The 22,718-nt window shown below is 68.9% G+C and carries 24 protein-coding genes, 1 tRNA gene and 1 riboswitch; of the genes, 10 read left to right on the top strand and 15 right to left on the bottom strand.

Annotation, left to right across the window (positions count from 1 at the left end):
- From WPS_RS08745 to WPS_RS08735, 3 genes are read left to right on the top strand one after another with little or no spacing between them, the layout of a single operon-like run.
- A complete protein-coding gene (locus WPS_RS08745) occupies positions 1–1,593 on the top strand; it encodes an MlaD family protein (RefSeq protein ID WP_317997422.1) in 1,593 nt (530 codons plus the stop codon).
- A gap of 22 nt (positions 1,594–1,615) precedes the next feature.
- The gene (locus WPS_RS08740) at positions 1,616–2,326 is read left to right on the top strand and encodes a rhomboid family intramembrane serine protease (protein ID WP_317997421.1); all 711 of its coding nucleotides are present in this window, start codon (positions 1,616–1,618) and stop codon (positions 2,324–2,326) included.
- A gap of 1 nt (position 2,327) precedes the next feature.
- Positions 2,328–3,245 (top strand): ketopantoate reductase family protein, encoded by a 918-nt coding sequence (locus tag WPS_RS08735; RefSeq protein WP_317997420.1) that lies wholly within the window; start codon positions 2,328–2,330, stop codon positions 3,243–3,245.
- Here the strand turns inward: WPS_RS08735 and WPS_RS08730 are convergent.
- From WPS_RS08730 to xerA, 3 genes are read right to left on the bottom strand one after another with little or no spacing between them, the layout of a single operon-like run.
- Positions 3,238–4,239: a S66 peptidase family protein gene (locus WPS_RS08730; RefSeq protein ID WP_317997419.1), complete on the bottom strand. Its 1,002-nt coding sequence runs from the start codon at positions 4,237–4,239 to the stop codon at positions 3,238–3,240. The two genes, WPS_RS08735 and WPS_RS08730, sit on opposite strands and share 8 nt — an antisense overlap.
- Complete coding sequence (locus WPS_RS08725; RefSeq protein ID WP_317997418.1) at positions 4,240–4,854, bottom strand: hypothetical protein; 615 nt, start codon at positions 4,852–4,854, stop codon at positions 4,240–4,242. It lies immediately after the preceding gene.
- The gene (xerA, locus tag WPS_RS08720) at positions 4,847–5,821 is read right to left on the bottom strand and encodes a site-specific tyrosine recombinase/integron integrase (RefSeq protein WP_317997417.1); all 975 of its coding nucleotides are present in this window, start codon (positions 5,819–5,821) and stop codon (positions 4,847–4,849) included. The genes WPS_RS08725 and xerA overlap by 8 nt, the downstream gene beginning before the upstream one ends.
- A 276-nt stretch (positions 5,822–6,097) precedes the next feature.
- On the opposite strand from xerA, the gene WPS_RS08715 reads away from it, so the two are divergent.
- The 4 genes from WPS_RS08715 to WPS_RS08700 all read left to right on the top strand — a co-directional run bounded on the left by WPS_RS08715 (position 6,098) and on the right by WPS_RS08700 (position 9,628).
- On the top strand, positions 6,098–7,297 hold the full coding sequence (locus tag WPS_RS08715) for an IS256 family transposase (protein WP_317995515.1): 1,200 nt from the start codon (positions 6,098–6,100) through the stop codon (positions 7,295–7,297).
- 548 nt (positions 7,298–7,845) lie between these two features.
- Positions 7,846–8,196, top strand: a complete 351-nt coding sequence (locus WPS_RS08710) for a hypothetical protein (RefSeq protein WP_317997416.1) — start codon at positions 7,846–7,848, stop codon at positions 8,194–8,196.
- Positions 8,197–8,267: 71 nt separating this feature from the next.
- The gene (locus WPS_RS08705) at positions 8,268–9,164 is read left to right on the top strand and encodes an AIM24 family protein (protein ID WP_317997415.1); all 897 of its coding nucleotides are present in this window, start codon (positions 8,268–8,270) and stop codon (positions 9,162–9,164) included.
- Positions 9,161–9,628, top strand: coding sequence for a hypothetical protein (locus WPS_RS08700; protein ID WP_317997414.1), 468 nt, complete (start codon positions 9,161–9,163; stop codon positions 9,626–9,628). The genes WPS_RS08705 and WPS_RS08700 overlap by 4 nt, the downstream gene beginning before the upstream one ends.
- A gap of 4 nt (positions 9,629–9,632) precedes the next feature.
- Here the strand turns inward: WPS_RS08700 and WPS_RS08695 are convergent, their stop codons facing one another.
- The 3 genes from WPS_RS08695 to thrC are packed head-to-tail and all read right to left on the bottom strand — an operon-like array spanning position 9,633 to position 12,284.
- Entirely contained in the window at positions 9,633–10,052 is a 420-nt protein-coding gene (locus tag WPS_RS08695) for a hypothetical protein (protein WP_317997413.1), read from the bottom strand.
- A gap of 49 nt (positions 10,053–10,101) precedes the next feature.
- Positions 10,102–11,013, bottom strand: coding sequence for a homoserine kinase (gene thrB / locus WPS_RS08690; RefSeq protein ID WP_317997412.1), 912 nt, complete (start codon positions 11,011–11,013; stop codon positions 10,102–10,104).
- A 5-nt stretch (positions 11,014–11,018) separates the two neighbouring features.
- Positions 11,019–12,284, bottom strand: a complete 1,266-nt coding sequence (thrC, locus tag WPS_RS08685; protein WP_317997411.1) for a threonine synthase — start codon at positions 12,282–12,284, stop codon at positions 11,019–11,021.
- 35 nt (positions 12,285–12,319) lie between these two features.
- On the opposite strand from thrC, the gene WPS_RS08680 reads away from it, so the two are divergent.
- Positions 12,320–13,642 carry a (Fe-S)-binding protein gene (locus WPS_RS08680; protein WP_317997410.1) on the top strand — a complete coding sequence of 441 codons (1,323 nt, stop codon included), beginning with the start codon at positions 12,320–12,322 and terminating at the stop codon, positions 13,640–13,642.
- 4 nt (positions 13,643–13,646) lie between these two features.
- Here the strand turns inward: WPS_RS08680 and WPS_RS08675 are convergent, their stop codons facing one another.
- From WPS_RS08675 to WPS_RS08640, 8 genes are all read right to left on the bottom strand, one after another.
- The gene (locus WPS_RS08675; protein WP_317997409.1) at positions 13,647–14,057 is read right to left on the bottom strand and encodes an STAS domain-containing protein; all 411 of its coding nucleotides are present in this window, start codon (positions 14,055–14,057) and stop codon (positions 13,647–13,649) included.
- Positions 14,036–14,356: a nuclear transport factor 2 family protein gene (locus WPS_RS08670; protein ID WP_317997408.1), complete on the bottom strand. Its 321-nt coding sequence runs from the start codon at positions 14,354–14,356 to the stop codon at positions 14,036–14,038. Before WPS_RS08670 ends, WPS_RS08675 begins: the two co-directional genes overlap by 22 nt.
- A gap of 40 nt (positions 14,357–14,396) precedes the next feature.
- Positions 14,397–14,468 (bottom strand) — tRNA-Gln (locus WPS_RS08665).
- Positions 14,469–14,908: 440 nt separating this feature from the next.
- Complete coding sequence (locus WPS_RS08660; protein ID WP_317997407.1) at positions 14,909–15,517, bottom strand: C40 family peptidase; 609 nt, start codon at positions 15,515–15,517, stop codon at positions 14,909–14,911.
- Positions 15,518–15,656: riboswitch (cyclic di-AMP (ydaO/yuaA leader) on the bottom strand.
- Positions 15,657–15,795: 139 nt separating this feature from the next.
- A complete protein-coding gene (gene glmM, locus WPS_RS08655) occupies positions 15,796–17,148 on the bottom strand; it encodes a phosphoglucosamine mutase (protein ID WP_317997406.1) in 1,353 nt (450 codons plus the stop codon).
- A gap of 24 nt (positions 17,149–17,172) precedes the next feature.
- Positions 17,173–17,853, bottom strand: coding sequence for a CdaR family protein (locus tag WPS_RS08650; protein ID WP_317997405.1), 681 nt, complete (start codon positions 17,851–17,853; stop codon positions 17,173–17,175).
- Positions 17,819–18,700, bottom strand: a complete 882-nt coding sequence (gene cdaA / locus WPS_RS08645; RefSeq protein WP_317997404.1) for a diadenylate cyclase CdaA — start codon at positions 18,698–18,700, stop codon at positions 17,819–17,821. Before cdaA ends, WPS_RS08650 begins: the two co-directional genes overlap by 35 nt.
- A complete protein-coding gene (locus WPS_RS08640; protein WP_317997403.1) occupies positions 18,697–19,017 on the bottom strand; it encodes a hypothetical protein in 321 nt (106 codons plus the stop codon). The genes cdaA and WPS_RS08640 overlap by 4 nt, the downstream gene beginning before the upstream one ends.
- Before the next feature lie 18 nt (positions 19,018–19,035).
- Between WPS_RS08640 and rsgA the strand changes: the two genes are divergently transcribed.
- Both rsgA and rpsT read left to right on the top strand, forming a co-directional pair.
- Positions 19,036–19,923: a ribosome small subunit-dependent GTPase A gene (gene rsgA / locus WPS_RS08635; protein WP_317997402.1), complete on the top strand. Its 888-nt coding sequence runs from the start codon at positions 19,036–19,038 to the stop codon at positions 19,921–19,923.
- Positions 19,924–19,971: 48 nt separating this feature from the next.
- Entirely contained in the window at positions 19,972–20,208 is a 237-nt protein-coding gene (rpsT, locus tag WPS_RS08630; protein WP_317997401.1) for a 30S ribosomal protein S20, read from the top strand.
- Between the two features lie 66 nt (positions 20,209–20,274).
- Here the strand turns inward: rpsT and priA are convergent, their stop codons facing one another.
- Positions 20,275–22,662: a replication restart helicase PriA gene (priA, locus tag WPS_RS08625; RefSeq protein ID WP_317997400.1), complete on the bottom strand. Its 2,388-nt coding sequence runs from the start codon at positions 22,660–22,662 to the stop codon at positions 20,275–20,277.
- Between the last annotated feature and the right edge of the window lie 56 nt (positions 22,663–22,718).

The raw sequence follows: 22,718 nt of genomic DNA, 5'->3' as shown, positions 1-22,718 counted from the left end.
ATGAAGAGACAAGCGTTCGTCGGACTCTTCACGATCATCGCGCTGGCCGGGCTGGTCGCGATCTTCGTCGTCCTCGCCAACGTCGGCACGCAGGGGCGCTACAAGATCGGCGTCCACTTCAAGTCGGCGGCGGGCCTGCACAAGGGCGCGCTGGTCTACGAGAGCGGCGTGGTGGTGGGGATCGTCGATCGCACCGAACTGCTCCCCGACGATTTCACCGTCGACGTCATTCTCGCGATCGACAACAACGTCGACATCCCGCGCTCGGCGAAATTTCTGATCCAAGCGCCGCTGACCGGAGACTCGTCGCTCGAGATCGTCCCGCCGGTTCCGGCTCCGCAGCCGGCCGGGATGGCTGCGCCGACGCAGGCCCCGCAGGCGGTCGCGATCCTGCCGCACGAGGTCCTTCCGATTCCGCAGCAGCCGCAGGGGACGAACCCTGCGACGATCCAGGATCTGCTCGATCAGGGGCAGGGCGAAGTGCGCCGGCTCGACGCGCTCCTCGCCGGCTTGGAACAGCGCGAACCCAAACTCCTGAACACCCTGCAGTCGGCGCTGGACAATGCGAATCAGCTCAGTTCGACGGCAAACCGGCAGATCTCGCAGCTCGCGACGCGGCTCGACGCGTTGACCGCGTCGCTGCAGGTCGCACTCAACCAGGGCAGCGCAAACATCAACGACCTCACCGGTCAGTTGGATCTGACGGTGCGCCGCAACAGCGGGAAGGTCGACTCGCTGCTGGCGTCGCTCGACGCCTCGGCGCGTTCACTCAACGCAACTGCCGATTCCGTGCAGCAGCTCGCGCAAAACCCGCAACTGAAGAACAACCTGCTCGAGACGACGCGGGGGATCGCCGAGACGGCGACGACCGTGGCATCGCTCGCGAACGACCTGCGGACCGTCACGGGGAATCCCCAGACGCAGGCGCAGTTGCGCGACACGATCGCCAACGCCGACGCGGCGACGCAGAAGGTCAATTCGCTGCTCGGCGATTTCGGCGGAACCTCGAGCGTCTACGGCGTCGACCGCGGCGCGACCCCGGCGCCCGGCGGTTCACCGCAGCCGGGCGGCGCCGCCGGACAGCGCGGAAAACCCAATCCCTCCGACGTTCAGGCGAACGTGAAGAACAAGCTCGGCTCGATCGTCCGCAATCTGGTGGCTCTGCAACTGCGTGTCTCCGAACTCGATCGTCAGCGCGCGAACACGAACTCGTCGCCGCTGCTCACGCGGGACCGCGGGCCGTCGACCGACATCAACGCGATCCTGCTGCCGCGCGGGTCGACGTATTTGTTCTCCGGCGCCAACGACATCGGCGGCCCGGCGCCGTCGTGGAACTTCGCCGCGATGGCGACCGTGCGTCCGCACTTTCAGGTCGGCGGCGGCGTGCTCTACTCGCGGCTCGGTGCGCGCGCCGTCTACAATCCCGGCCGCACCGGTCTCGGGTTCGAGGGCCGCATCTACGATCTGCGGCGGCCGACCACCGACGGGTACCTCAATCTGAAACTGGGCGACGGACTGGAACTCTTCGGCGGCGAGCGCGACGCCCTGCGCAACGGACGGCGCACGACGTTCGGCCTGCAATACCAGTTCTGACTCGGCGGCAAAGGACGACGCGATGATCCCGATCGGTGACGATGAGCGGCGGCCGATCTTCCCGTTCGTCGTCTACCTGGTCGTCGCGATCAACGTCTACGTCTTCGTCCAGGAACTGGCGTCGGGGCCCGGGATCGACCGTTTCATCGGCGCGTTCGCCGCGATCCCGTACGACATCACGCACGACGTTGCGCTCGCACCTCCGTCGCCGCCGGTGCCGGCGCTGACGATCGTGACGTCGATGTTCCTGCACGGGTCGATCCCGCACATCGCTTTCAACATGCTCTTTCTGCTGGTCTTCGGTCCGGCGGTCGAGTATCTGTGCGGTCACTTGCGCTTCGCAGTGTTCTATCTGCTCAGCGGAATCGCCGGCGGGATCGCGCAAATCGCGATCGGTCCCAACAGTCACATCCCGGCGCTCGGGGCGTCCGGGGCGATCGCCGGCGTGCTCGGCGCGTATCTCGTGAACTTTCCGCTCGCGCGCGTGAGGACGATCGTGCCGATCGGCTGTTTCCCGTTGTTTCTGCGCCTGCCCGCGATCGTCGTGATCGGGATCTGGGCGCTCACGCAGTTTCTCAACGGCTTCGGCTCGGTCAGCGACCGGGCCGCGGCATCGCAGGGGGGAACGGCGTATTTCGCGCACATCGGAGGCTTCTGCGCAGGAGTGATCATGATCGGGTTCTTCAAAATTCGCGACACGGCGCAGCGCCGCGCCTACCGGTACTATTACTAGCGTGCGGATCGGGATCGTGGGCGCCGGCGCCCTGGGAACGCTCTTCGGCCACCGGCTCGCCGCCGGCAACGACGTGGTGCTGCTCGAGCAGCGGCGCGAAATCGTCGATGCGATCGCGCGCGACGGGCTGCAGGTCGACGGCGAATCGCGCGCGGCCCGCGCGACGACGGAAGCGCGCGAACTCTTCGGCGTCCAGGTGCTCTTCGTCTTCGTCCGCGCGACCGACACGCTGCGGGCGGTGCGCCCGTTTGTGAACGAGCTGAGCCCGGCGACCGCGATCGTCTCGCTGCAGAACGGTCTGGGCAACGAAGAGGCGATCAAGACGTCGCTGGGGAGCACGATCTCGCTCGCGATCGGCGCAACGACGGAGTCGGCGCTCACGCTGGGGCCCGGACAGGCGCGCCGCGTCGGCGACGGGTCGACCGTCTTGGGCAGCGCCGGCGCATCGCCGGAAGCGTGCAATCGCGTCGCGCGGCTGCTGGCGGATGCCGGATTCCGCGCGAGCACGGCGTACGACATACGCCCGCATCTGTGGGGGAAGCTGATCGCAAACGCCGCGATCAATCCTGTCTCCGCGCTGCTCGAGCGACCCAACGGCGTCGTGCTGACCGACGTCTACGCGGGCGAAGTCGCGCGGTCGCTCGCGCAGGAAGCGGCGACGGTCGCGAACGCGATGCGCATCCCGCTGCCGTTCACCGATCCGTGGTCGTACGTCCGCTCGATCGTCGAGCAGACGGCGGAACTCGACAACTCGATGCTCTACGATTTGCGATCCGGCGTGCCGACCGAAGTCGATTTCATCAACGGTGCCGTCGTCGCCGCGGGCCGCCGCGCCGCTGTGACGACGCCCTACAACGAAACGCTTGCGGCGCTCGTCCACGCGCGCGAGGGAACGCGCGAACGCGACGCGTCTACGTGACGGCCGCTTCGCCGATGCTCAACGTGCATGCGGTCGCGTCGAGCGTCGCCGCCAGCCCGATCGGGACGATCCACTGGTCGAGGATGTGGCCGAACTGCAGACCGCGCGCGGCCGGCCGCCGGGCGAGCGTAAGCCGGTCGCGCAGCGTCTGCGCGAGTTCCGGAGATGGTTCGTGTTCCGGCTTCACGTTCGGCTCCGAGATCGCGCCGACCGCGATCCCCGCAGCGCTCTGAAGCAAGCCCGCAAGCATCAGCGTCGTGAGCATCTGATCGATGCGGTACGGCTCTTCGTGGACGTCTTCGAGAAAGAGAATGTTGCCCGCGTACGGGATCGCGTAGGGCGTCGCAGCCAGCGCGCTCACGAGCGTCAGATTGCCGCCGACGAGTCTGCCGTGCGCGATCCCCGGGACGACGGTCGCCGCCGTCTCGTTGTGCAGCGTGCCGATCGGCGTGGCCGACATCACGGCGGCGAGAATCTCGCGCACGACGGCAGGCGTGTAGGTTGAGTACGCCGCGACCGGGCCATGGAATGTGACCAACCCGGTTCGAGCGGTGACGGCGTTGAGCAGCGCGGTCACGTCGGAGAAGCCGAAGACGACTTTCGGATCCGCCGCGAATGCGGCGTAGTCGATGAGATCGAGGATGCGCATCGCGCCGTAGCCGCCGCGCAGCGCGAAGATCCCGCGAATAGTCGGATCGCGCGCGAACGTATTGATGTCGTCGGCCCGGGCGGCATCACTGCCGGCGAGATAGGCGAGCTTGTCCATCGCGTGTTTGCCGATGACGGGACGCAGGCCGAGCAGTGCGATCTGATCCAGGCCGTGCTGCAAGTCCCGCGCGGATTCCATCGGCCCGGACGGTGCGACCAGCCCGACGGCATCGCCCGGGCGCAGACGCGGCGCTTTGAGGACGGCGGGAGCGCCGGCTCTCGGCGCGGGAATGCCGGCCGATGCCGCCGCCGCACACGCGGCGCCGATGAAGTCCGCGCGGTTCACTTAACTGCGCTGCATCGCTCTCGCGACCGCCGCGATCAAGCCGACCCCGCCGGTGAGCATCCCGAGCAGAAAGTACCGGTCCATCGCATCCGCCGGCATGTCGTTCGTGTGGCTGTATCCGGAGGTCGTCGCGACCGACACGATGCGGTTGCGGAAGAACTGCACCTTCGCCGAATGGTCTCCGCGATAACGGACGCCCGACCACACCGCGTTGTACGGGATGACGACGTCGTCGTTCGTACCGTCGGCTCGCTCGAGCTGCAGATGATACGAACGCGACTTGGTACCGCTCGAATAGGCGTGCACGATCTGAACGACGTCGAAGCGGCAGGCGCCTGCGCCCGGCTCGACGGCGAGCTCGGTGCAGCTTGGATCGTTCCGGTATGCCGCGAGATCGCTTTGCGCGTGCATGTAGAAGCCTCCCTCGACGACGAGCGCGACGAGCGCGAAGAGCATCAGGAGGAGGGGATCGCGGTGCACTTGGGGCCGCGGTCGCGGGACGCTCCCGGCTGTGAGCACGCGAAAGAGCCCGGCCACGACCGTCCCGGCCGCCAGCGCGAAGGCGACGGCGGGCCAGATGCCGCTGAACTGTACGACGAGTACGGGATTATTCACGGCGATCGCGCGGATGCGCGGCGTCGAACTGTTCGGAGACCCGCTTGCGCGCGACCTTGGTGTAGATCTGCGTCGTCGCCAGGCTCTCGTGGCCGAGGATCTCTTTGATCACGAGCAAGTCGGCGCCGTGCTCGTACAAATGGGTGGCTGCGGTGTGGCGCAGCGTGTGCGGCGTGGCGTGCGCGTCGATCCCGGCGATCGCCATGTACGTCTTCACGATTTTATAGAGCGCCGATTCGCTCAGCCGCGCGCCGCCGCGTCCGACGAAGAACGACGGCCCGGCGTTGCGCGGGCGGACGCCGGCATACGCATGCATCGCGGCGGCGGCGGCATGCGTCATCGGAACGATGCGGTCCTTGTTGCCCTTCCCGCCGATCACCCGCAGCGTCCGTTCTTCCAAATCGACGTCGCCGAGATCGAGTCCCAGCAGCTCGGACCGCCGGATCCCGCTCGAATACAGGCATTCGAGGATCGCGACATCGCGCAGACGCTGCGCTTCGCTCAAGCCCGCGATCCGCGTGTCGAGGACGCGGTTGACGTCGCGCTCCGAGAGCGCTTTCGGGAGGGCTTTCCCGATCCGCGGCCGCGGAATGTCGGCCGCCGGGTTATCCGAGCGGCGCCCCTCGAACCGCAGAAACTTGTAGAACGTCGTGAGCGCCGAGATCTTGCGCGCCAGCGAACGCGGCGCGTACGCGCGCGAGCCGTTGAGCCGCTGAACGTAGCGCAGCACGTCGCCGGTCGTCGCCGTCTCGAGGCCGTCGTAGGGCGGCGGCTGGTGCGCGTCGAGGTCCTTCGCCCCGGCGGCTCCGGCTTTCAAGAACGAGCCGAAACTCTCGAGATCACGCTGATAGGCAATCGACGTCTTCGGACTCATGCGCCGCAGCTGCAAATACTGCGCGAACCGTGCGATCGCCGGATCGTCGGAAACGAACGCGGCGGCATCATAACGTCGGCGGGCGGCAGCCACGGAGAGCATGATTCCGGACCAGCGGCGGCGAGCCCTAGCGCGAGGGGGAGAAGAAGAGCTCATCTGCAGGGCGCGGCCGATCGCCGAGTCGGAAGCACCGTGAACGGCCGCCATCGAAATATGACCGTGATCTTGCGTGCCGTCAGCGAAGCGGCCCCAGATCGTGTCCCGGCCCGTGGTGTATGAGAGGGTCGCCCTTGTAGCATAGAGAGCGGCCATCGTGGCTTTCGGCGAAGGTTGTTTTTGCAACAAATAACCGACCGAAAGGGATCCACGATGGCCAAACCCAGTATCGCACTTTCCGAGCTCGTCGAAAAGGGCGGCGACGTCGACTTCGTTCGCGAGATGCTCCAGTACGCCGCGCAGCGGATCATGGAGATCGATGTTGAGGAACTCTGCGGCTTGCCCTACGGCGAGCGCGGCCCCGGCCGACAGAACGCCCGCAACGGCTTCCGCGAGCGCCAATGGGAGACGCGTTCCGGCACGATCGGACTGCGCATCCCCAAGTTGCGCAAAGGTAGCTACTTCCCCGCGTTCCTCGAGCCGCGCCGCACGGCGGAGAAGGCGCTCACCGCCGTCATCCAAGAGGCCTACATCCAGGGCATCTCCACGCGCTCGGTCGACGAGCTCGTCAAGGCGATGGGGATGACAGGCATCTCCAAGAGTCAGGTCTCACGGCTGTGCGAAGAGATCGACGAACGCGTGAACGCATTTCTTACCCGGCCGATCGAAGGCGACTGGCCCTATCTTTGGATCGACGCGACGTACGTGAAGACGCGCTCCGGCGGACGCATCGTCTCGGTCGCCGTGATACTGGCCGTCGGCGTAAACACCGATGGGACACGGGAATTGTTGGGCCTCGCGGTTGGTCCGAGCGAAGCAGAGCCGTTCTGGATCGACTTTCTTCGCAGCTTGAGCCGCCGCGGATTGCGCGGTGTCAAGCTCGTCATTTCCGACTCGCATGTCGGCCTGAAAGCGGCCATCGCGAAAGTATTCAAAGCAACGTGGCAGCGCTGCCGCGTGCATTTTATGCGAAACGCGCTCGCACATGCGGGTAAAGGGCAACGGCAGATGGTCCTCGCGTTGATCAACACGGTATTCGCGCAAGAGACAGCGGAAGCTGCGCACGAGCAATGGCGTATCGTCTCCGAGCAGCTTCGGCAGAAGTTCCCGAAGCTCGCGGCGATGATGGACGACGCCGAGAACGACGTGCTCGCGTACATGGACTTTCCCAAGGCGCACCGCAAGCAGATCGCCTCAACCAATCCGCTCGAACGGGTCAACGCGGAGATCAAGCGGCGCACCGATGTCGTCGGTATCTTCCCGAACGATGCTGCCATCGTACGCCTCGTCGGTGCGCTCCTACTGGAACAGAACGACGAATGGCAACTGCAGCGGCGCTACATGCAACTCGAAGGACTCAGTGCCGTCAGCGATAATCAGCCCGCCAAGCTCTCCGCCGTGATTAACGGCTGAGCGCTACCCTCGCCGAGCCACCGCTCGTACACCACGGCTGGGGACACGATCGGTGTTTTTCCGCTCGCATCAGGACGATCCCCCGCCGTGTTGATCAGCGCGAGAACCATCTGCCGTTGGCCCTTGTTCGCGGGCGCGTTCAGCTACGCCGCGACCGGGCTTTTGGACGATAATCGGTATTTCCGTTACTAAGTGGAGCGGTGAAACACCGAGAAGCGCTGGCGTCCCGGGACGCGCTGGGGCGCTCCACCTAGCGGTCAGACGTCGTCGACTGACGGATTCTCGGGCGGCAATTCGCCGACGTCCTCGACCGAGGCGAAGTCCGGATCCTATGTAGTGCCCACGGGTTCGACCTCGTCGTCACGTTCCACGTCCTTCTGATACCCACGCCGCTCCGATGGGTACAGCGCCTCTCGATCTTCCGCACGGTCGCCGTCCTCGTTCTCGCCCTTGCCGGCACGCCCGCTCTCGCGAGCGCCGCCTCCGCGCAGGCCCTTGGGATCGATATCGGCGGGCCAACGCCGCAGATCGAGCGGCTCGACCGCTACGTGGACACGCGGCCGGTCGCCGTCGGCGTTCGCGCTCCGCGCGCGTCGAGCGTCACCATCGTCGGCACGTCGCCGGGCGGCGAGAACCTGCGCGTACCGCTCAGCCGCACCGCCGGCGGACGCTACAGCGCCTCGCTCCCGCTCGCTACCCCGGGGACCTGGACGCTGGCGGTCGAGGCGTCGGTCGCGGGCGGAAACGCGATGACCGAGAGCTTTCCGCTCAGCGTCGCTGCGGGTGCGACCACGCCTGAGATCGCGCTGATGGTGCTGCTCGCGCTCCTCTCGATCACGGCCGGGATCGCCCTGATCGCCGCGACGCAAACGGGTTGTCTCCGGCAGCTGCTGGTCTGACCGCAGGCCCGCCGGCGCTTACCTCGAGGCCACGCCCAGGCTTGTGAACCGGCCCGGCGAATCGCCGCGGCATGACGTGCCCGAGCTGCCAAAGCAACGTCCCCGACGGGGCTCGCTTCTGCCCCAACTGCGGCGCGCCGGCGCCCCAGCCCGTCTCGGTCGGAACCTACACCGAGCCGGTCGCCGAGGGTGACAACCCCAAGGAACCGATCGTCGTCGGCGACACCACCGTGCGCGTCGAGGGCGAGCTCGTACCGGTCGTCGACGTCGAACTCGGGCCGCGCAACAGCGTCTACTTCGAGCATCACATCCTGCTGTGGAAGCAGCCGCAGGTGCGGCTGGGCTTCATGAACCTGCAGAACGCGGGAAAGCGATTCTTCGCGGGCTTGCAGATCTTCATCTCGACCGCGCAAGGACCCGGCAACATCGCGTTCTCGCGCGAGGCGCCGGGACAAATCGTCGCGCTGCGGCTGCGTCCCGGCCAGGCGATCGACGTGCGCGAGCACCAGTTTCTGCTCGCGACCGATACGGTCGCGTACGATTTCTACTGGCAGCAGGGTCTGGCGAACCTCTTCCTCTCGCGTACCGGTCTCTTTATCGACCGCTTCACCGCGCAGCAGGGCGAAGGTCTTCTTCTGCTGCACGGCTACGGCAACGTGTTCGAGAAGACGCTCGCGCCCGGCGAGCAGATCGACGTCGAACCCGGCGCGTGGCTGTGGAAAGACGCCAACGTCGCGATGGAGACCGTCAGCGTCCTGCAGTCGGGCGGCGCCGGCGGCGGACTGCTCGGCGCACTCGGGGCGTTCGTCGGCGGCGCGTCGCTGATCATGAATCGCTTCACCGGCCCGGGGCGCGTCGGTCTGCAGTCGATGACCTATCACGAACCGGCGGCCGAAGGCGCGCAGCAGGCCGGCGGTCAGAGCAATATCGGCGGCGTGCTCGGATCGCTCTTCGGCAACAAGCAGTGATCGTACCGTTCGCGCTCGCGATCGCGATCGCGGCGGGGATCTCTGACGCCGCGACGCCGAGAGTGCGCTATTTCCTCGGCTCGTGGCATTGCGCCGCGGTGCCGTGGACCTACACGCCGCTGGACGACGGCGACGCGTGGGTGCGCGTCACGTACGGTGCGCCGGCGCATCCGGACGGGACTGCGGTGATGGGCTACGTCGCCGGCCTGCAGCGCTTCATCTACCGCGATTTTCACGCCGACGGCGCGTACGCCGACCTCACCTCGCCGGCGACATCCGATCGCACGTTCGTGTGGAGCGGGCCCTACTGGCCCGCGGGCGCGACGACACCTGCGCAAGGCCGCATCACCTACACGCTCGTCGACGAACGTCGCTTCGATCGCGCGTTCGCGACGCAGCTCGCCGACGGCTCGCTCAAACCGATGGGCGGCGACACCTGCACGCGCGACGCCCCGTCGCGCTGATCGTTCAGCTTACGTAGCTGACGTTGACGCTGAAGCCGCCGGCTTCCGCCTGACGCAGCACGCCGAGCACCGACTCGATCTCGGTGTCGATCGCGATCATGTCGACGGCGCTGATCCCGACGGGACCCGCGTTCGCCCACAGCACGCGCCGCGCGGTTTGAAACGCCGCCCGCAGTCGCTGCGGGGTCGCTTCGAGAACCGGCCAGTCTTCGTACGACATCGCCGGTACGATCCGCCAGCCGTCGCCGGCGCATTCTTCTTCGTCTGCGTATGCGTGAGGAACGTTCGCCAGCACGTCGAGCTGCGCGCGATCGAGCGACGTCACCCGCAGCGGCGCTTCGCCCAAACGCAGGACGTAGCGGTAAAACGCCGGGTTCGCGACGGTACACGTCCCGGCCGGCGAACCCACGCTCACGTTGATCATTCCCGCTCCCTTCTCGCGGCCGCATGCGGCCCCTCTCGGGCGCTCGCTCTCATGCGCTCCCCGTGGCAGGCTCCGCCAGCGTCATCGAGACGCCGCTCGCCGCCAGCGCCGGCGTGAGCACCGTGCTCGCGACCCCCGCCCGCTCGAAGCACGCCGCGATCCGCGCAGCGACCGGGCGAGGATCGCCGAAGACCAGGGCCAGCACTGACGGTCCCGCGCCCGAGAGCGCTACGGCGGCCAACGCTGGATCCTCGAGCGCCAACGCTTCGCGCAGACCTGGGATCGCAGCGGCGCGATAGGGCTGGTGCAGCGTGTCCCGTACCGCCGCCCGAAGCAGGTCGATCCGGCCGGCGGCGAGCGCCGCCCCGAGCAGCGCCGCGCGCTGAATATTGTGCACGACGTCGGCCCGCGCATAGGTCTGCGGCAGGAGCGCGCGCGCCTCGGCGGTCGGCAGGACGATCGACGGCACGACGACGGCCGCTCGAACGTCGGGCGGCGGAAAGCGGATCGAAGTCAGCCCGTCGTCGCCCGTGGCGGCGACGACCGCACCGCCGTACCACGCCGCGAGGGCGTTGTCCGGATGCCCCTCGAGGGCCGCGACGGCGCGCGCCTGCACGTCGTCTTCGATCGTCGCGGGCGCGAACTGCGCCCCGATCGCGACGCCGATCGCATACGCGGCGGCGCTGCTCCCCAAGCCCGCACCGAGCGGGATCGCATTGTCCAGATCGACGTCGAGCGGCGGCGCAGAAGGCGCGAGCGCCGCGATCCCCGCTTCGATGCACGTTCGCAGCCCGTCGTGCGTCGGGGCGTGCGCGCCGCGGTACGTCCAACGGTTTGCAAGTCCCGGCGCGCGTTCGCGCACCTCGGCGGTAATGCGAATCTCGATCGCGATCCCGACGGCGTCGAATCCCGCGCCGAGGTTTGCGCTCGATGCCGGCGCGCTGATGCGAAACGCGCGCACGCCGCTTATGCCGGCGCGCCGATCAGCGCGTGCAGGTACGTCGCGATCTCGGTCCCGCGGACGATCGTGTTGGCATAGCGCGCGCCGGATTCGTGATAGCGCGTTGCGTACGCCGTGTCTTTGAGAACGTGGCCGGTGAGGACGCAGACGATATCCGCATCAGCCGCGACGGCGCCCTCGGCGACGAGCCGCCGCAATCCCGCGAGCGACGCCGCCGATGCCGGCTCGCAGCCGACGCCGTCGCGACCGATCACCGCGCGCGCGTCGGCGATCGCCGCATCCTCGACGTCGAGCACCGTCCCACCCGATGCCCGCACCTCGGCCCGCGCCTTCTTCCACGATGCCGGCGCGCCGATGCGAATCGCGGTGGCGTCGGTCTGCGCGCGTACCGGAACCAGATCGGCGCCGTCGCGCCACGCGCGCGCGAACGGTGCGGCACCCGCGGCCTGCACGACGCCGAGATGCGGCGTGCGCGCGGTGAGCCCGATCGTCTGCGCTTCCCGGAATCCCTTGCCGAGGGCGCTGGTGTTGCCGAGATTGCCGCCCGGCAGAATCACCCAGTCCGGCGCGCGCCACGCGCGCTGTTCGAGCAGCACCAGCGCGGCCGTCTTCTGCCCTTCGATGCGGTACGGGTTCACGCTGTTGACCACCGCAGCGACGGCGGGATCGAGCGCACGCACCGCGCGCAGCGCGTCGTCGAAATCGCCGACGACCGCGACGACGTGCGCGCCGTAGTCGAGAGTCTGCGCGACCTTCGACGCGCTGATCCCGTCGACCGGTGCGATCACGACGGCCGTGATCCCGGCGCGCGCCGCATACGCCGCCATCGACGCCGCCGTGTTCCCCGTGCTCGCGCAGACCGCGACGCGCGCGCCGCGCTCCCGCGCGTGCGAGATTGCAACCGTCATCCCTGCGTCCTTGAACGACGCCGTCGGGTTCGCTCCGAGATGCAGGTACGCGAGACGATCGACCCCGGCGTACGCCGCGCCGTGCGGCGCGTCGAAGAGCGGGACGTCGCCCTCGCGCATCGTGGTGATCGCATCGAGCGCGACGTCGGGGAGCAGTTCCCGAAAGCGCCACACGCCGCTGCGGTCGTGCGCCTCGAGCGAGGCGCGGCGCGCGCGCGCGGTCGCGTCGATCGCCGCCGGATCGAACGCGGCCGACTCGATGACGAAGGCGAGGAGCTCGCCGCATGCGGCGCACGCGAGCGCGCCGGAATCGTCGGCGATCCGGTCGCAGGCGCTGCAGCGCAAGACGGTGCGGGCGGGCATGGCTCTCGTTTCGCGCTCGCGAAGCGAACGTCATCGTGATCGAACCCGACGTGCACCGCGGCTTCGTTGCCCCCGACGTTCCGCCGTCGGAGGTCTTCGACCGCTGCGTGCGCTGCGGGCTGTGCCTCCCCACCTGTCCGACTTATGTCGAAACCCTGGTCGAAACGTCGGGGCCGCGCGGGCGCATCGCGCTCATCAAAGCGGTCGCCGAGGAGCGGCTCGACCTCACCAGCCCGGGCTTCGTCCATCAGATGTCGGAGTGTCTGGACTGCCGTGCCTGCGAGGCCGTGTGCCCGTCGGGTGTCGAGTACGGGCGGATTCTCGAGCCGGCGCGCACGCAGGTGACGCGCGCGCTGGCCCCGGCACGCTCCTGGTACGCACGCCTCGGGCGCGCGCTCTTGATCGGCACGATGTTCGAACATCTGGGCGTGATGCGCGCCGCGGCGCGGCTGCTGAAGTTCTACCAGCGCAGCGGATTGCGCGCTCTCGTCCTGCGCAGCGGCGTGCTGCGCGCGCTCGGACTGCAGGACGTCGAGGCGCTCGCGCCGCGCGTCTCCGACCGGTTCTTCATCCCGCGCGATCAGCGCTTTTCCGCGCCAGGAACGTCGCGCGCGACCGCGCTGCTGCACGCGGGCTGCGTCATGCACGTCGCGTTCGCCGCCTGGAACGAAGCGACGGTGCGCGTACTGAACGCCGCAGGCGTCACCGTCGTCGTTCCGTCAGCGCAGGGCTGCTGCGGCGCGATCACGATTCACGCCGGCGAAATGGAACGCGGCCGCGGCCTCGCCATGCGCAACATTGCCGCGTTCGAACAGAGCGGTGCCGACGTCTACGTGATCAACGCGGCAGGCTGCGGTTCGGCGCTCAAAGAGTACGCAAACCTCTTTCACGACGATCCGGCGTGGGCCGAACGCGCGCGCGCCTTCTCCGCCAAGGTGCGCGACGTGACCGAGTATCTCGACGAGATCGGGATCGCGCCGGAGAAGTTCGGGCCCGTCCCGGGCGTCGTCACGTACCAAGACGCGTGTCATCTCGCGCACGCGCAGCGCATCACCGCGCCGCCGCGCCGCTTGCTGGCGCTCGTTCCGGGGCTCGAACTCCGCGCGATGCCCGAGTCGTCGCTGTGCTGCGGCTCGGCCGGCATCTACAACGTGACGCAGCCCGAGATGTCGCAGCGCCTGCAGCGGCGCAAGGTCGACCGCATCATCGAAACCGCGCCCCAGACGGTCGCCACCGCGAACCCGGGCTGCGCGCTCCAGATGCGCAACGGCCTCGATCGAGCGGGCGCGTCGCACATCGCGATCAAGCACGTCGTCGAGATCCTCGACGAGAGCTTGCGCGCCGGCGCGGCGGGCTGAGGAGCTAGAGGTCGCCGACGCGTTCGCCGTCGCTGACGGCGTCGTCCAAACGCGGGTAGACCGCGAACACTTTGAGCAGGCCGGTGATGCGCAGCAGGCGCAGAATCTGCCCCTCCTTCGCGACGAGCCGAACTTCGCCGCCGAACTCCTTTGCGCGCCGCTGCCCGCCGATGAGCGCGCCCAGCCCGGTCGAGTCGAGGAACTCCACCTTGGTAAGATCGACGATCAGACGATGATCGCCCCGTTCCGAAGCATCGGTGAGCGCGGCGCGCACGCTCGGCGATGTCGCGATGTCGAGCGAGCCGGCCAGTTCGAAGACGTGGAGTCCGTCCGCGACGTGCACGCGGATCGAGATGTCTTCGTGGTGATGCTCCGATGCTTGTCCGTTGACGTTCATCCCCTGTACTCCCGCCATGCAGCGATCAGACCGTCCCGATCGAGATGCACCGTGGCGCAACCCGCGCGTTCGCGCCACGGCTCGCCTGCGCCTCCGGCGACCAAGAACCGGTACACGACGCACGCACGGTCGCCGTCGCGCACCACCTCGTCGACCTCGAACCGCCACGCCGGTCCGGCGGCTGCGTAGCGTGCGAAGTGCGCGGCGATCCCTTCGCGTCCGCGAACCGCCTCCGCCCCGGCTTCACGGTACTCAGCCTCCGCCGAGAAACACCCGGCTGCCTCCTCGAGATCCCCGCGCGCGAAGGCGTCGAGCACGCGAGGCAGTCGATCGCCGAAGGGCGCGCCGGTCACGCTGCTGGGGCGGCTGGATTCGAACCAACGCATGGCGGAGTCAAAGTCCGCTGCCTTACCGCTTGGCTACGCCCCATCATGCGGCGTCCCGGCATTCGCTCCGGCGCCGCGCTTCCCTCGCGCGCGCTCAACGGCGCTCGTACCGCAGAAAGCGATCCGCGAGCGGCGTCACCAGGGGGATCGCGAAGAAGCTCGCCGCGCAGCGCACGTGCGCGATACCGGAACGCGAGCGAGACCAGCACGACGGCGCCGACGACGTCGGCGAGCAATCCGACGGCGTAGAGCCAGACCACCGCGCCGGTCGAGACGTCGGGGATCAGCAGGACGATCGCGAGCGGCAGCGCCAACAGCACGAGATACGCGCCGATCGCGCCGAGGCCGAAGACGAACGACTGCCGCGCGTGCAGACGCGACCATTCGGTCGCGTTGGCTGTTTCGCGGAAGATCGCGACAACGGAAAGCGGCCACACGACATAGCCGTTGGCCGCTCGTTCGACGAGGTCGAGATCGGTACGGTTATTCGACGACGCGTTTCGCTCCGAGGTACCGCGCCGACCAGTACGAGTCGTGCAGGCTCGAGACGGTCACGCCGTGGCTGGACGACGCGTGGACGAACCGGTCGCCGCCCAGCGAGATCCCGACGTGCGACGGTCCCACTTCGTAGGTCTGAAAGAAAACCAGATCCCCGGGCTTCGGCGTGCCGCGGAAGCGGTGCGCGGCGTAGAACTGCGCGTCGGCCGTGCGCGGCAGATGCAGGCCCATCATGGCGAACACGTGCTGCGTGTATCCGGAGCAGTCGAACGCCCGCGGCGTGGTGCCGCCGAACGAGTACGGGACGCCCAGAAACCGCAAGGCGTTGCGGGTCAGGCTCGACGCCATCGCAGCGCCGCGAGCCGCGATGCCGCTGGCGAATTTCTGCACGTGCAGGACGTTGCCGAGCGACCGGGGGGCGACGGGTGCCGGCGCGGCCTCTTCGGCGGGGGCATTCCACATCGCGAGGTCGGCGCCGGCCGTGGGCGCCGCGACGCCCGTATCGCTCGTCGTCGTATCGGCGCTCGCGATCGCCGGCGCTCCGGCGGCGAGGATGCAAACGAACAACCCGGTGAGGATGGAACGATGCAGCAACTGCTCCTTCTTCCACACGTACGGGGTTAGTTGACGGGTTCGGACGGAAGAATCGCCCTAGCGCCGACCGGCGCATTCACCCCTACCTGGATGTCCCCCGCTCCGGCCCTGCGACGTCCGGACTCCGTGATCTGCAAGCAGGCAAAATTTGACACCAGCGGTGCGATAGCACGTCCCGCCAAGTTCACCACATTGTTAAGGCAACGTGACAATTCTGGGTTTCGGACCAAACGATCCCGTTCTCCTCCCCGATGGTCCCTCGAGGCGTAAAGAAAATCTTAGACCGCCGGGGTCAGGCCGCGAATCGTTCGGGCGACCGACTCGGCCACATCGCGGGTGCGCGCCTCGTCGGTGCTTTCGACCATTACTCGGACGAGCGGCTCGGTCCCCGACGGACGCACCAGAATCCGTCCGTCGCCGGCGAGGACGCGTTCCGCCGCCGCGATGGCGTCGCGCACCGCCGGATGGTCGCCGACGCTCTTGTCGGCGACGCGCACGTTGACCAGCACCTGCGGATACACCGACATGCCGGCGGCGAGATCGCGCAGCGGGGTGCGCGTGCGCGCAGCAATCGAGAACAGCGCGACCGCCGTCATCGGACCGTCGCCGGTCGTTCCGCGCTGCAGGTCGATCACGTGCCCCGACTGCTCGCCGCCGAAACGATAGCCGCCGCCGCGCATCGCTTCGAGCACGTACCGATCGCCGACCGCGGCGCGCACGAGCCGAAGCCCCTCACGCTCGAGCGCCTTCTCGAAGCCCATGTTCGACATGACCGTGCCGACGACGGTGTTCGCGGGCAGCTCGCCGCGACCGGCGAGATCGCGCGCGAGGATCAGCATCACGCGGTCGCCGTTGAGGATGTCGCCGCGTTCGTCGACGAACAGCGCGCGATCGGCATCGCCGTCGAACGCGACGCCGACGACGGGACCGCTGGTGCGCGCGATCTCGTCGCGCACCCGTCCCTGCAGCATCCGCAAGTCGGTGGCGCCGCACGCGACGTTGATGCGGCTGCCGTCGTCTTCGTCGTTGATCGCGACGACGCGCGCGCCCAACCGGGCGAAGATCTTCGGGCCGACCAGATGCGCTGCACCGAACGCGGCATCGACGACGATCGTGAGCCCGCTCAGATCGCCGCCGGCCTCGACGAGCAGCGAGAAATACCGGTCGATCAGCCCGCGCGCGTGCGATGCGATCCCGATGTCGAGCCCGGTCGGGCGCGGCAGCGACGGATCGGCGAGCAGCGATTCGATCTCGCTCTCGGTCGCGTCCGACAGTTTGAAGCCGTCGGCGCCGAAGAACTTGATCCCGTTGTCTTCGATCGGATTGTGCGACGCGGAGATCATCACGCCCGCCGCCGCCTCGATCCGCGTCGTGATCGCCGCGACGCCCGGCGTCGGGACGACCCCGACTTGCAGGACGTTGCGCCCGGTCGACGTGATCCCCGCGACGATCGCGCCCTCGAGCATCGGCCCGGAGAGCCGCGTGTCGCGCCCGACGACGATCGGCCGGTCCATCGGCTGCGCGTGCGCGATCACCGCGGCGCCGGCACGCCCGACGGCGTACGCGAGTTCCGGCGTGAGGTCGCCGTTGGCGACGCCGCGGACGCCGTCGGTTCCGAAATACGTACCCATCGAAAACGCTCGCGTGGTCCTTTGCTAGTGCGGCGTCGCGGGATGCGCGGCGCTGGGGGCGACGAAGTTCGCGCGGACGCGCACGAGGTTCGGCGAAACTTGCACGCCGGTGATCTCCGCGCCGCGCGCGTCCGTCGGCGTCGGACGGATCATCGCGTCGAACTGCTGCGGCTTGGCCGGGATCGGAATCTCGACCCGCACCCCCGCGACGCGGTTGAGTTCGCTTGCGACGCCGCGCAGCGTCGTGGTCGCGGGCGAAACGGCCGGCGCGTCGACTACGACGTTGCGCCGTTCGCCGACGTAGTCGAACGAGACCGGAACGGTGCGCTGATCGAGCCGGTCGATCGTCACCGAGACGGTCCCCGGCTGGACTTGTTTCACCGGAACGTCGGGCGAGACGATCTTCACCGGAACGCTGTGCTCGCCCAGCTCCAGATCGGTCACGTCGAGGACGGCGCGGAACTGTTCGGGCTTGATCTCGGGTCCGTTGCGCGGCGCTTCGATCACGACCGTCGCGTTCTTCAGCGGATAATTCGCCTGATATCCGGGCCGCAGGCCGGTCACGACGATCGGCACGAGCAGGCTCTGGTCGAAGCGCGCGATCGTTCCGGGTGCGGCGGCCAGATGAAAATAGCCCCACGCCGCGAGCGCGAGGCAGACCGAGAGCACCTTAAGTCCGAAATTGTTCTTGAGGAGAGTGAGCACGCGTTCTGAGCTGATCGAGAGGGCGCGCGAACAGTTTGGCCAGCGGACTGCCGTCGGCCTTGGCACTGCGCCGCGTCGGACGGACGCACGCCGCGAGCACGCGGCGCAGCCGCTCCTCGTCGTCGATCGGCACCGAGAGCCGGCCGGCGCGCGCGACCGAAACGAGCCCCGTCTCTTCGCTGACGACGACGATCACGGCGTCCGTCTGCTCGGTGAGGCCGACGGCGGCCCGATGGCGCGTCCCGACGTGACGGTCGACGGCGATCGTGTTGTCGCTGAGCGGCAGAAAGCACGCCGCGCCTTCGACGATAAGATCGCGCACGATCACAGCACCGTCGTGGAGCGGCGACGTCTTGTTGAAGATCGCGAGCAGCAAGTCGAGCGAAAGGCGCGCGTCGAGCATCGTCCCGCTCTCCACATATTCACGCAGGCCGGTCTGTCCTTCGAGCACGATCAAGGCGCCGGTGCGCATCGTCGCGAGCGTGAAGCCCGCCTGCGCGATCACCCGGATCTGCTCGGCGACCGTCGCGTCCTCGGCGCGGCGGTCGCGCACGAAGAGCCGCCCGCGGCCGAGCTGTTCGAGCCCGCGCCGCAGTTCCGGCTGGAAGATGATCGGCAGCGTGACGGCCGTCCCGAGGAGCAGGTACTGCATCACGGTAGCGAGGACGAGCAGATGAAGCAGGTTCGAGACGGCGAGGATGACGACGAGCGCGAACAGACCGAGCATGATCTGCACGGCCCGCGTCCCGCGGATGAGGAGCAAGAGATAGTAGACCAGGATCGACGTCGCAACGATGTCGATCGCGTCGGTGAGCGTGACGTGGACCGGGAGATGCGGCCAGTTCACGAGCGCGTCCCCAGATGCGCTTCGAGGATGCGGTCGGCGTCGAGGTCGGGGTCGCCGAGCCCGGCGGCGGCGATCGCGGCGGCGTCCTCGAGAGCGAGGTCGTTCGGCGTCCACTCCGGGACCAGCACCGACTCAATCGCGACCAGGTCGTCGATCAGATCGCTCGGCGTGATCGCGTCGTCGAACCGCACCGTCACCGCCGAACCGTCGCGCGTGACCTCGATGACGCCGACCGGCGCGCCTGCTCCCGCCAACGCCTCGACGACGTTCGCACGGGCGAGCGGGTCGGCGATGTGGACGGTCCGGGCGACGATCACGGTCTCGACGACCTTCGCGTGAGCGAGGACGGACTCCGCCGGGCCCGCGTGATCGCGGTCGGCCGCAACGCCGCGTGGATCGTGGCATCGGACGAAGACGAACCCCGCCCGGCGTCGCTGCGCAAGGGCGCGCGCCACGCGATGCTCGCCCCCGGCGATCTCGTGGAAGCGCAGACGATCGATGGGGAGCGGGTCGTCATCGACGCCGTGCTGCCGCGCAGTTTCACCCTGGTGCGGCGCACCGGCGGCGGCCGCGTCAAAACGATGGCGGCGAACGTCGACACGATCGCGATCGTCGCGGCGCTGGTCGATCCGCCGCTGCACTTCACGATGATCGACGGGCTGCTGGCGTTCGCCGCCCAGCACGACGTCGCGCCGCTGCTTCTTCTCACCAAAGCCGACCTCGCCGGCGAGGGCGCGGCCGATCGGGTGAGCGGGCTGTACCGAGCGATCGGCGTCCCGACCATCGTGCTGCAGCCGAAAACGGGCCGCGGGATCGACGACCTCCGCACCCAATTGGCCGCCCGCCGCGCTCTTCTGGTCGGCAACTCCGGCGTCGGCAAATCGAGCATCTTCCGCGCGCTCGGCGGGATCGGTGTGGTGGGAGATCTCTCGCGCTTCGGGCGCGGGCGGCAGACCACGAGCACGGCCCGGCTCTTTCGGCTGGGCGACGGCTTTCTGATCGACAGCCCCGGGATCGGCGAGTTCACCCTCGACCCGATGCCGGCGACCGAGCTCGCCTGGCTGTTCCCTGAGATGCGCGAGCCGGCCCGGGCGTGCCGCTTCGCGAACTGCCGGCACCTCAGCGAGCCCGACTGCGCCGTCCGTGCGGCCGTGGAAACAGGGACGATCGCGCCGAGCCGCTATGCCTCCTACGCGGAGATCGCCGTCGAGGGGGCGACGTGACGCGGGACCCTTTGACCGGGAGGGACGCAACGTGGTAATCTACTCTTCGTGCCCAATATCAAAGCCGCCGTCAAATGGGTGCGCCAGAGCGAAAAGCGCACGGTGCGGAATCTCGACACGAAAACCCGCCTGAAGACCCTGTTCAAGAAGGCGAAGGCGGCGAAAGACGCCGCGGTGACATCGTCGGTCGAAGCCCAGTTCGACAAAGCGGCATCGAAGGGGATCATCCACCCCAACAAGGCGGCGCGCAAGAAGTCGCGTCTCGCCAGAGCGCTCGCGAAGTAACGCGCTCGACCCCAGCAGCCCGAACGCGAAGCCGCCCTTCCGGGGCGGCTTCGCTGTTTTCCGACGTCACTCGATCGTGACGGTCAGGCGCACGCCCTCGACGGCGTCGGCCAGCGGCAGGACGTCGGCTCGGATCGCCGCCCGGAGGCGCTCGAGCGCCTTGGTCCTCACCGCGATACGGTAGCGCCACTCGTCGTTCACGCGCGCGACGGGGTACGGTGCCGGCCCCAGCACCTCGAAGCCGTCGACGCCCCGCAGCGGCGCCGCCCAGCGCGCGATCGCCGTCTCGACCGCGCGCCGCGAACGGCCGATCGCGCCGAGCATCGCAAGCTTCGTGAACGGCGGCCAATGCAGGGCGCGCCGCTCGCGCAGTTCGACCGCGGCAAAGCCGTCGTAGTCGTGCTTCGACGCGTACACGATCGCCGGGTGCTCGGGCGCATACGTCTGCACGATCGCTTCGCCGGCGCGCGCGCGGCCGCTGCGTCCGCACACCTGCGTCAGCAGCGCGAACGTCCGTTCCGCCGCGCGGAAATCGGCGACGTGAAGATCGAGATCCGCCGCCACCGCGCCGACCAGGGTGACTTGCGGAAAGTCGAGCCCCTTCGCCACCATCTGCGTGCCGACGAGCACGTCGCCCTCGTCGGCGAAGCGCTCGAGCAGGCGCGCGTGATCGCCGACGCGCGTTGTCGTGTCGGAGTCCATGCGCACCACGACGGCGTCGGGGAAGAGCCGTTCCACCTCGTCGGCGACGCGCTGCGTCCCGGCGCCGAATTCGCGCACCGGACCGGCGCCGCACGACGCGCACACCTCCGGGATCGCGCGCTGGAAATCGCACCAATGGCAGCGCAGCAGGTTCTCGCTCCGGTGCACGGTCAGCGAGGTGGAGCAGCGCGGACACTCCGGGACCTCGCCGCACGCGCGGCACAGCACGAAGCGCGCGCTGCCGCGGCGATTGATGAACAGCACCGTCTTCTCGCTGCGCGCGATGCGATCGGCGATCGCCTCGGCGAGCGCCGTCGAGAAGACGCGGCGATTCCCGGAGCCGAACTCGGCGCCCATGTCGACGACGCGCACCGCGGGCAGCGGCTGCGCCGTCGCGCGGTGCACCAGGCGCACCAGCGGAAAGCGGCCCGCCTTCGCGCGCGCGTAGTCTTCGAGCGCCGGCGTCGCGCTGCCCAAAACGACGACCCCGTTCGCGCGCCGCATCCGCTCCCGCGCGACGGCGACGGCGTCGTAGCGGGGCGTGCTGTCCTGGCGATACGAACTCTCGTGCGCTTCGTCGACGACGATCAGCCGCACGTCGCCGAGCGGCGCGAACACCGCGCTGCGCGCGCCCACGACGACGTCGATCTCGCCGCGCGCCGCGGCCTGCCAGGCGTCGAAACGTTCGCGATCGGAGAGCGCGGAGTGCAGCACGGCAACGCGGTCGCCGAACGCCGCCTCGAATCGCGCCGCGGTTTGCGGGGTGAGCGCGATCTCCGGAACGAGGACGATCGCGCGCCCGCCGCGCGCGAGGACGCGCGCGATCGCGTGCAGGTAGACGAAGGTCTTGCCGCTCCCGGTGACGCCGTGCAGGAGGAGCTGCGAGAACGTCCGCGCGTCGATCGCGCCGGCGAGCCGTGCGATCGCTTCGCGCTGTTCGTCGGTCGGCTGATACGGCGGCAGCGCGACGCGCGCGTGCCGCTCGCGCCGGATGTCGCGCTGCTCCTCGACGAGCGCTCCGGCCAGCACGACGCGGCGGATCACCGCATCGGAGAATCCTGCCAGCAGCGCGTCGCTGCGGCGCAGCTCGCCGGACGCGGCGACGTGCGCGACCAGCGCTTCCGCCTTCTTCCCGCGGATCGGTGCCGCGCCGGTTCGCAGAATCCGCACCGTCGCGGTGCCGACGCGTGCCTGCGCGACGGTACGCCGGCGGTCCAGCACGCCCGCGCGCACGAGCGCATCGAGCGCGCGCAGCAGCGTCGCGCGGTCACCGGCTCGCCGCGCCTCGGGATGGCGCAACAGAACGTCCGGCCCGACGCCGTCGCGAAAGTCGTTCCACAGCAGCCGCACGAGCCGTTCGGGGACATGCTTGAAGCGCGCGATCTCGGGCGGATCGCCGCGCGGTACGAACCGGTCGACGGTGCGCGGGATCGCCGCCGCCAACACGACCGCACCGAGCGCTTCGCGCAAGGAGCAGAGGTACGCGTCGGCGATCCAGCGCGCCAGCGCCAGGCCGTCGGCGTCGAACGCGCGCGGCCCGTCGACGCGCTCCGCGATCTCGCGCAGTGACGCATCGTCCGCGGCCGGCTTGGGTTCACCGACGACGTAGGCGAACACCGTCCGCGGCCCGAGCGGGACGCGGACGATGTCGCCGGTCTGCACGCGCATCCCGTCCGGCAGCCGGTACGACAGCGCGCGATCGAAACGCGCGGTCTTCAGATGCGGGAGCACGTCGACGCGCGTCGCGCTCATCGCCGCACCGCACGGGCTGCGAACATCCCGGCGAGATTCGACGCTGCCGCCGCGCG

It is taken from the genome of Vulcanimicrobium alpinum (assembly GCF_027923555.1).
GTDB lineage: Bacteria > Vulcanimicrobiota > Vulcanimicrobiia > Vulcanimicrobiales > Vulcanimicrobiaceae > Vulcanimicrobium > Vulcanimicrobium alpinum.
Note: the sequence above shows the minus strand (reverse complement) of the source record. Positions and strands in the feature narration are given on the sequence as shown.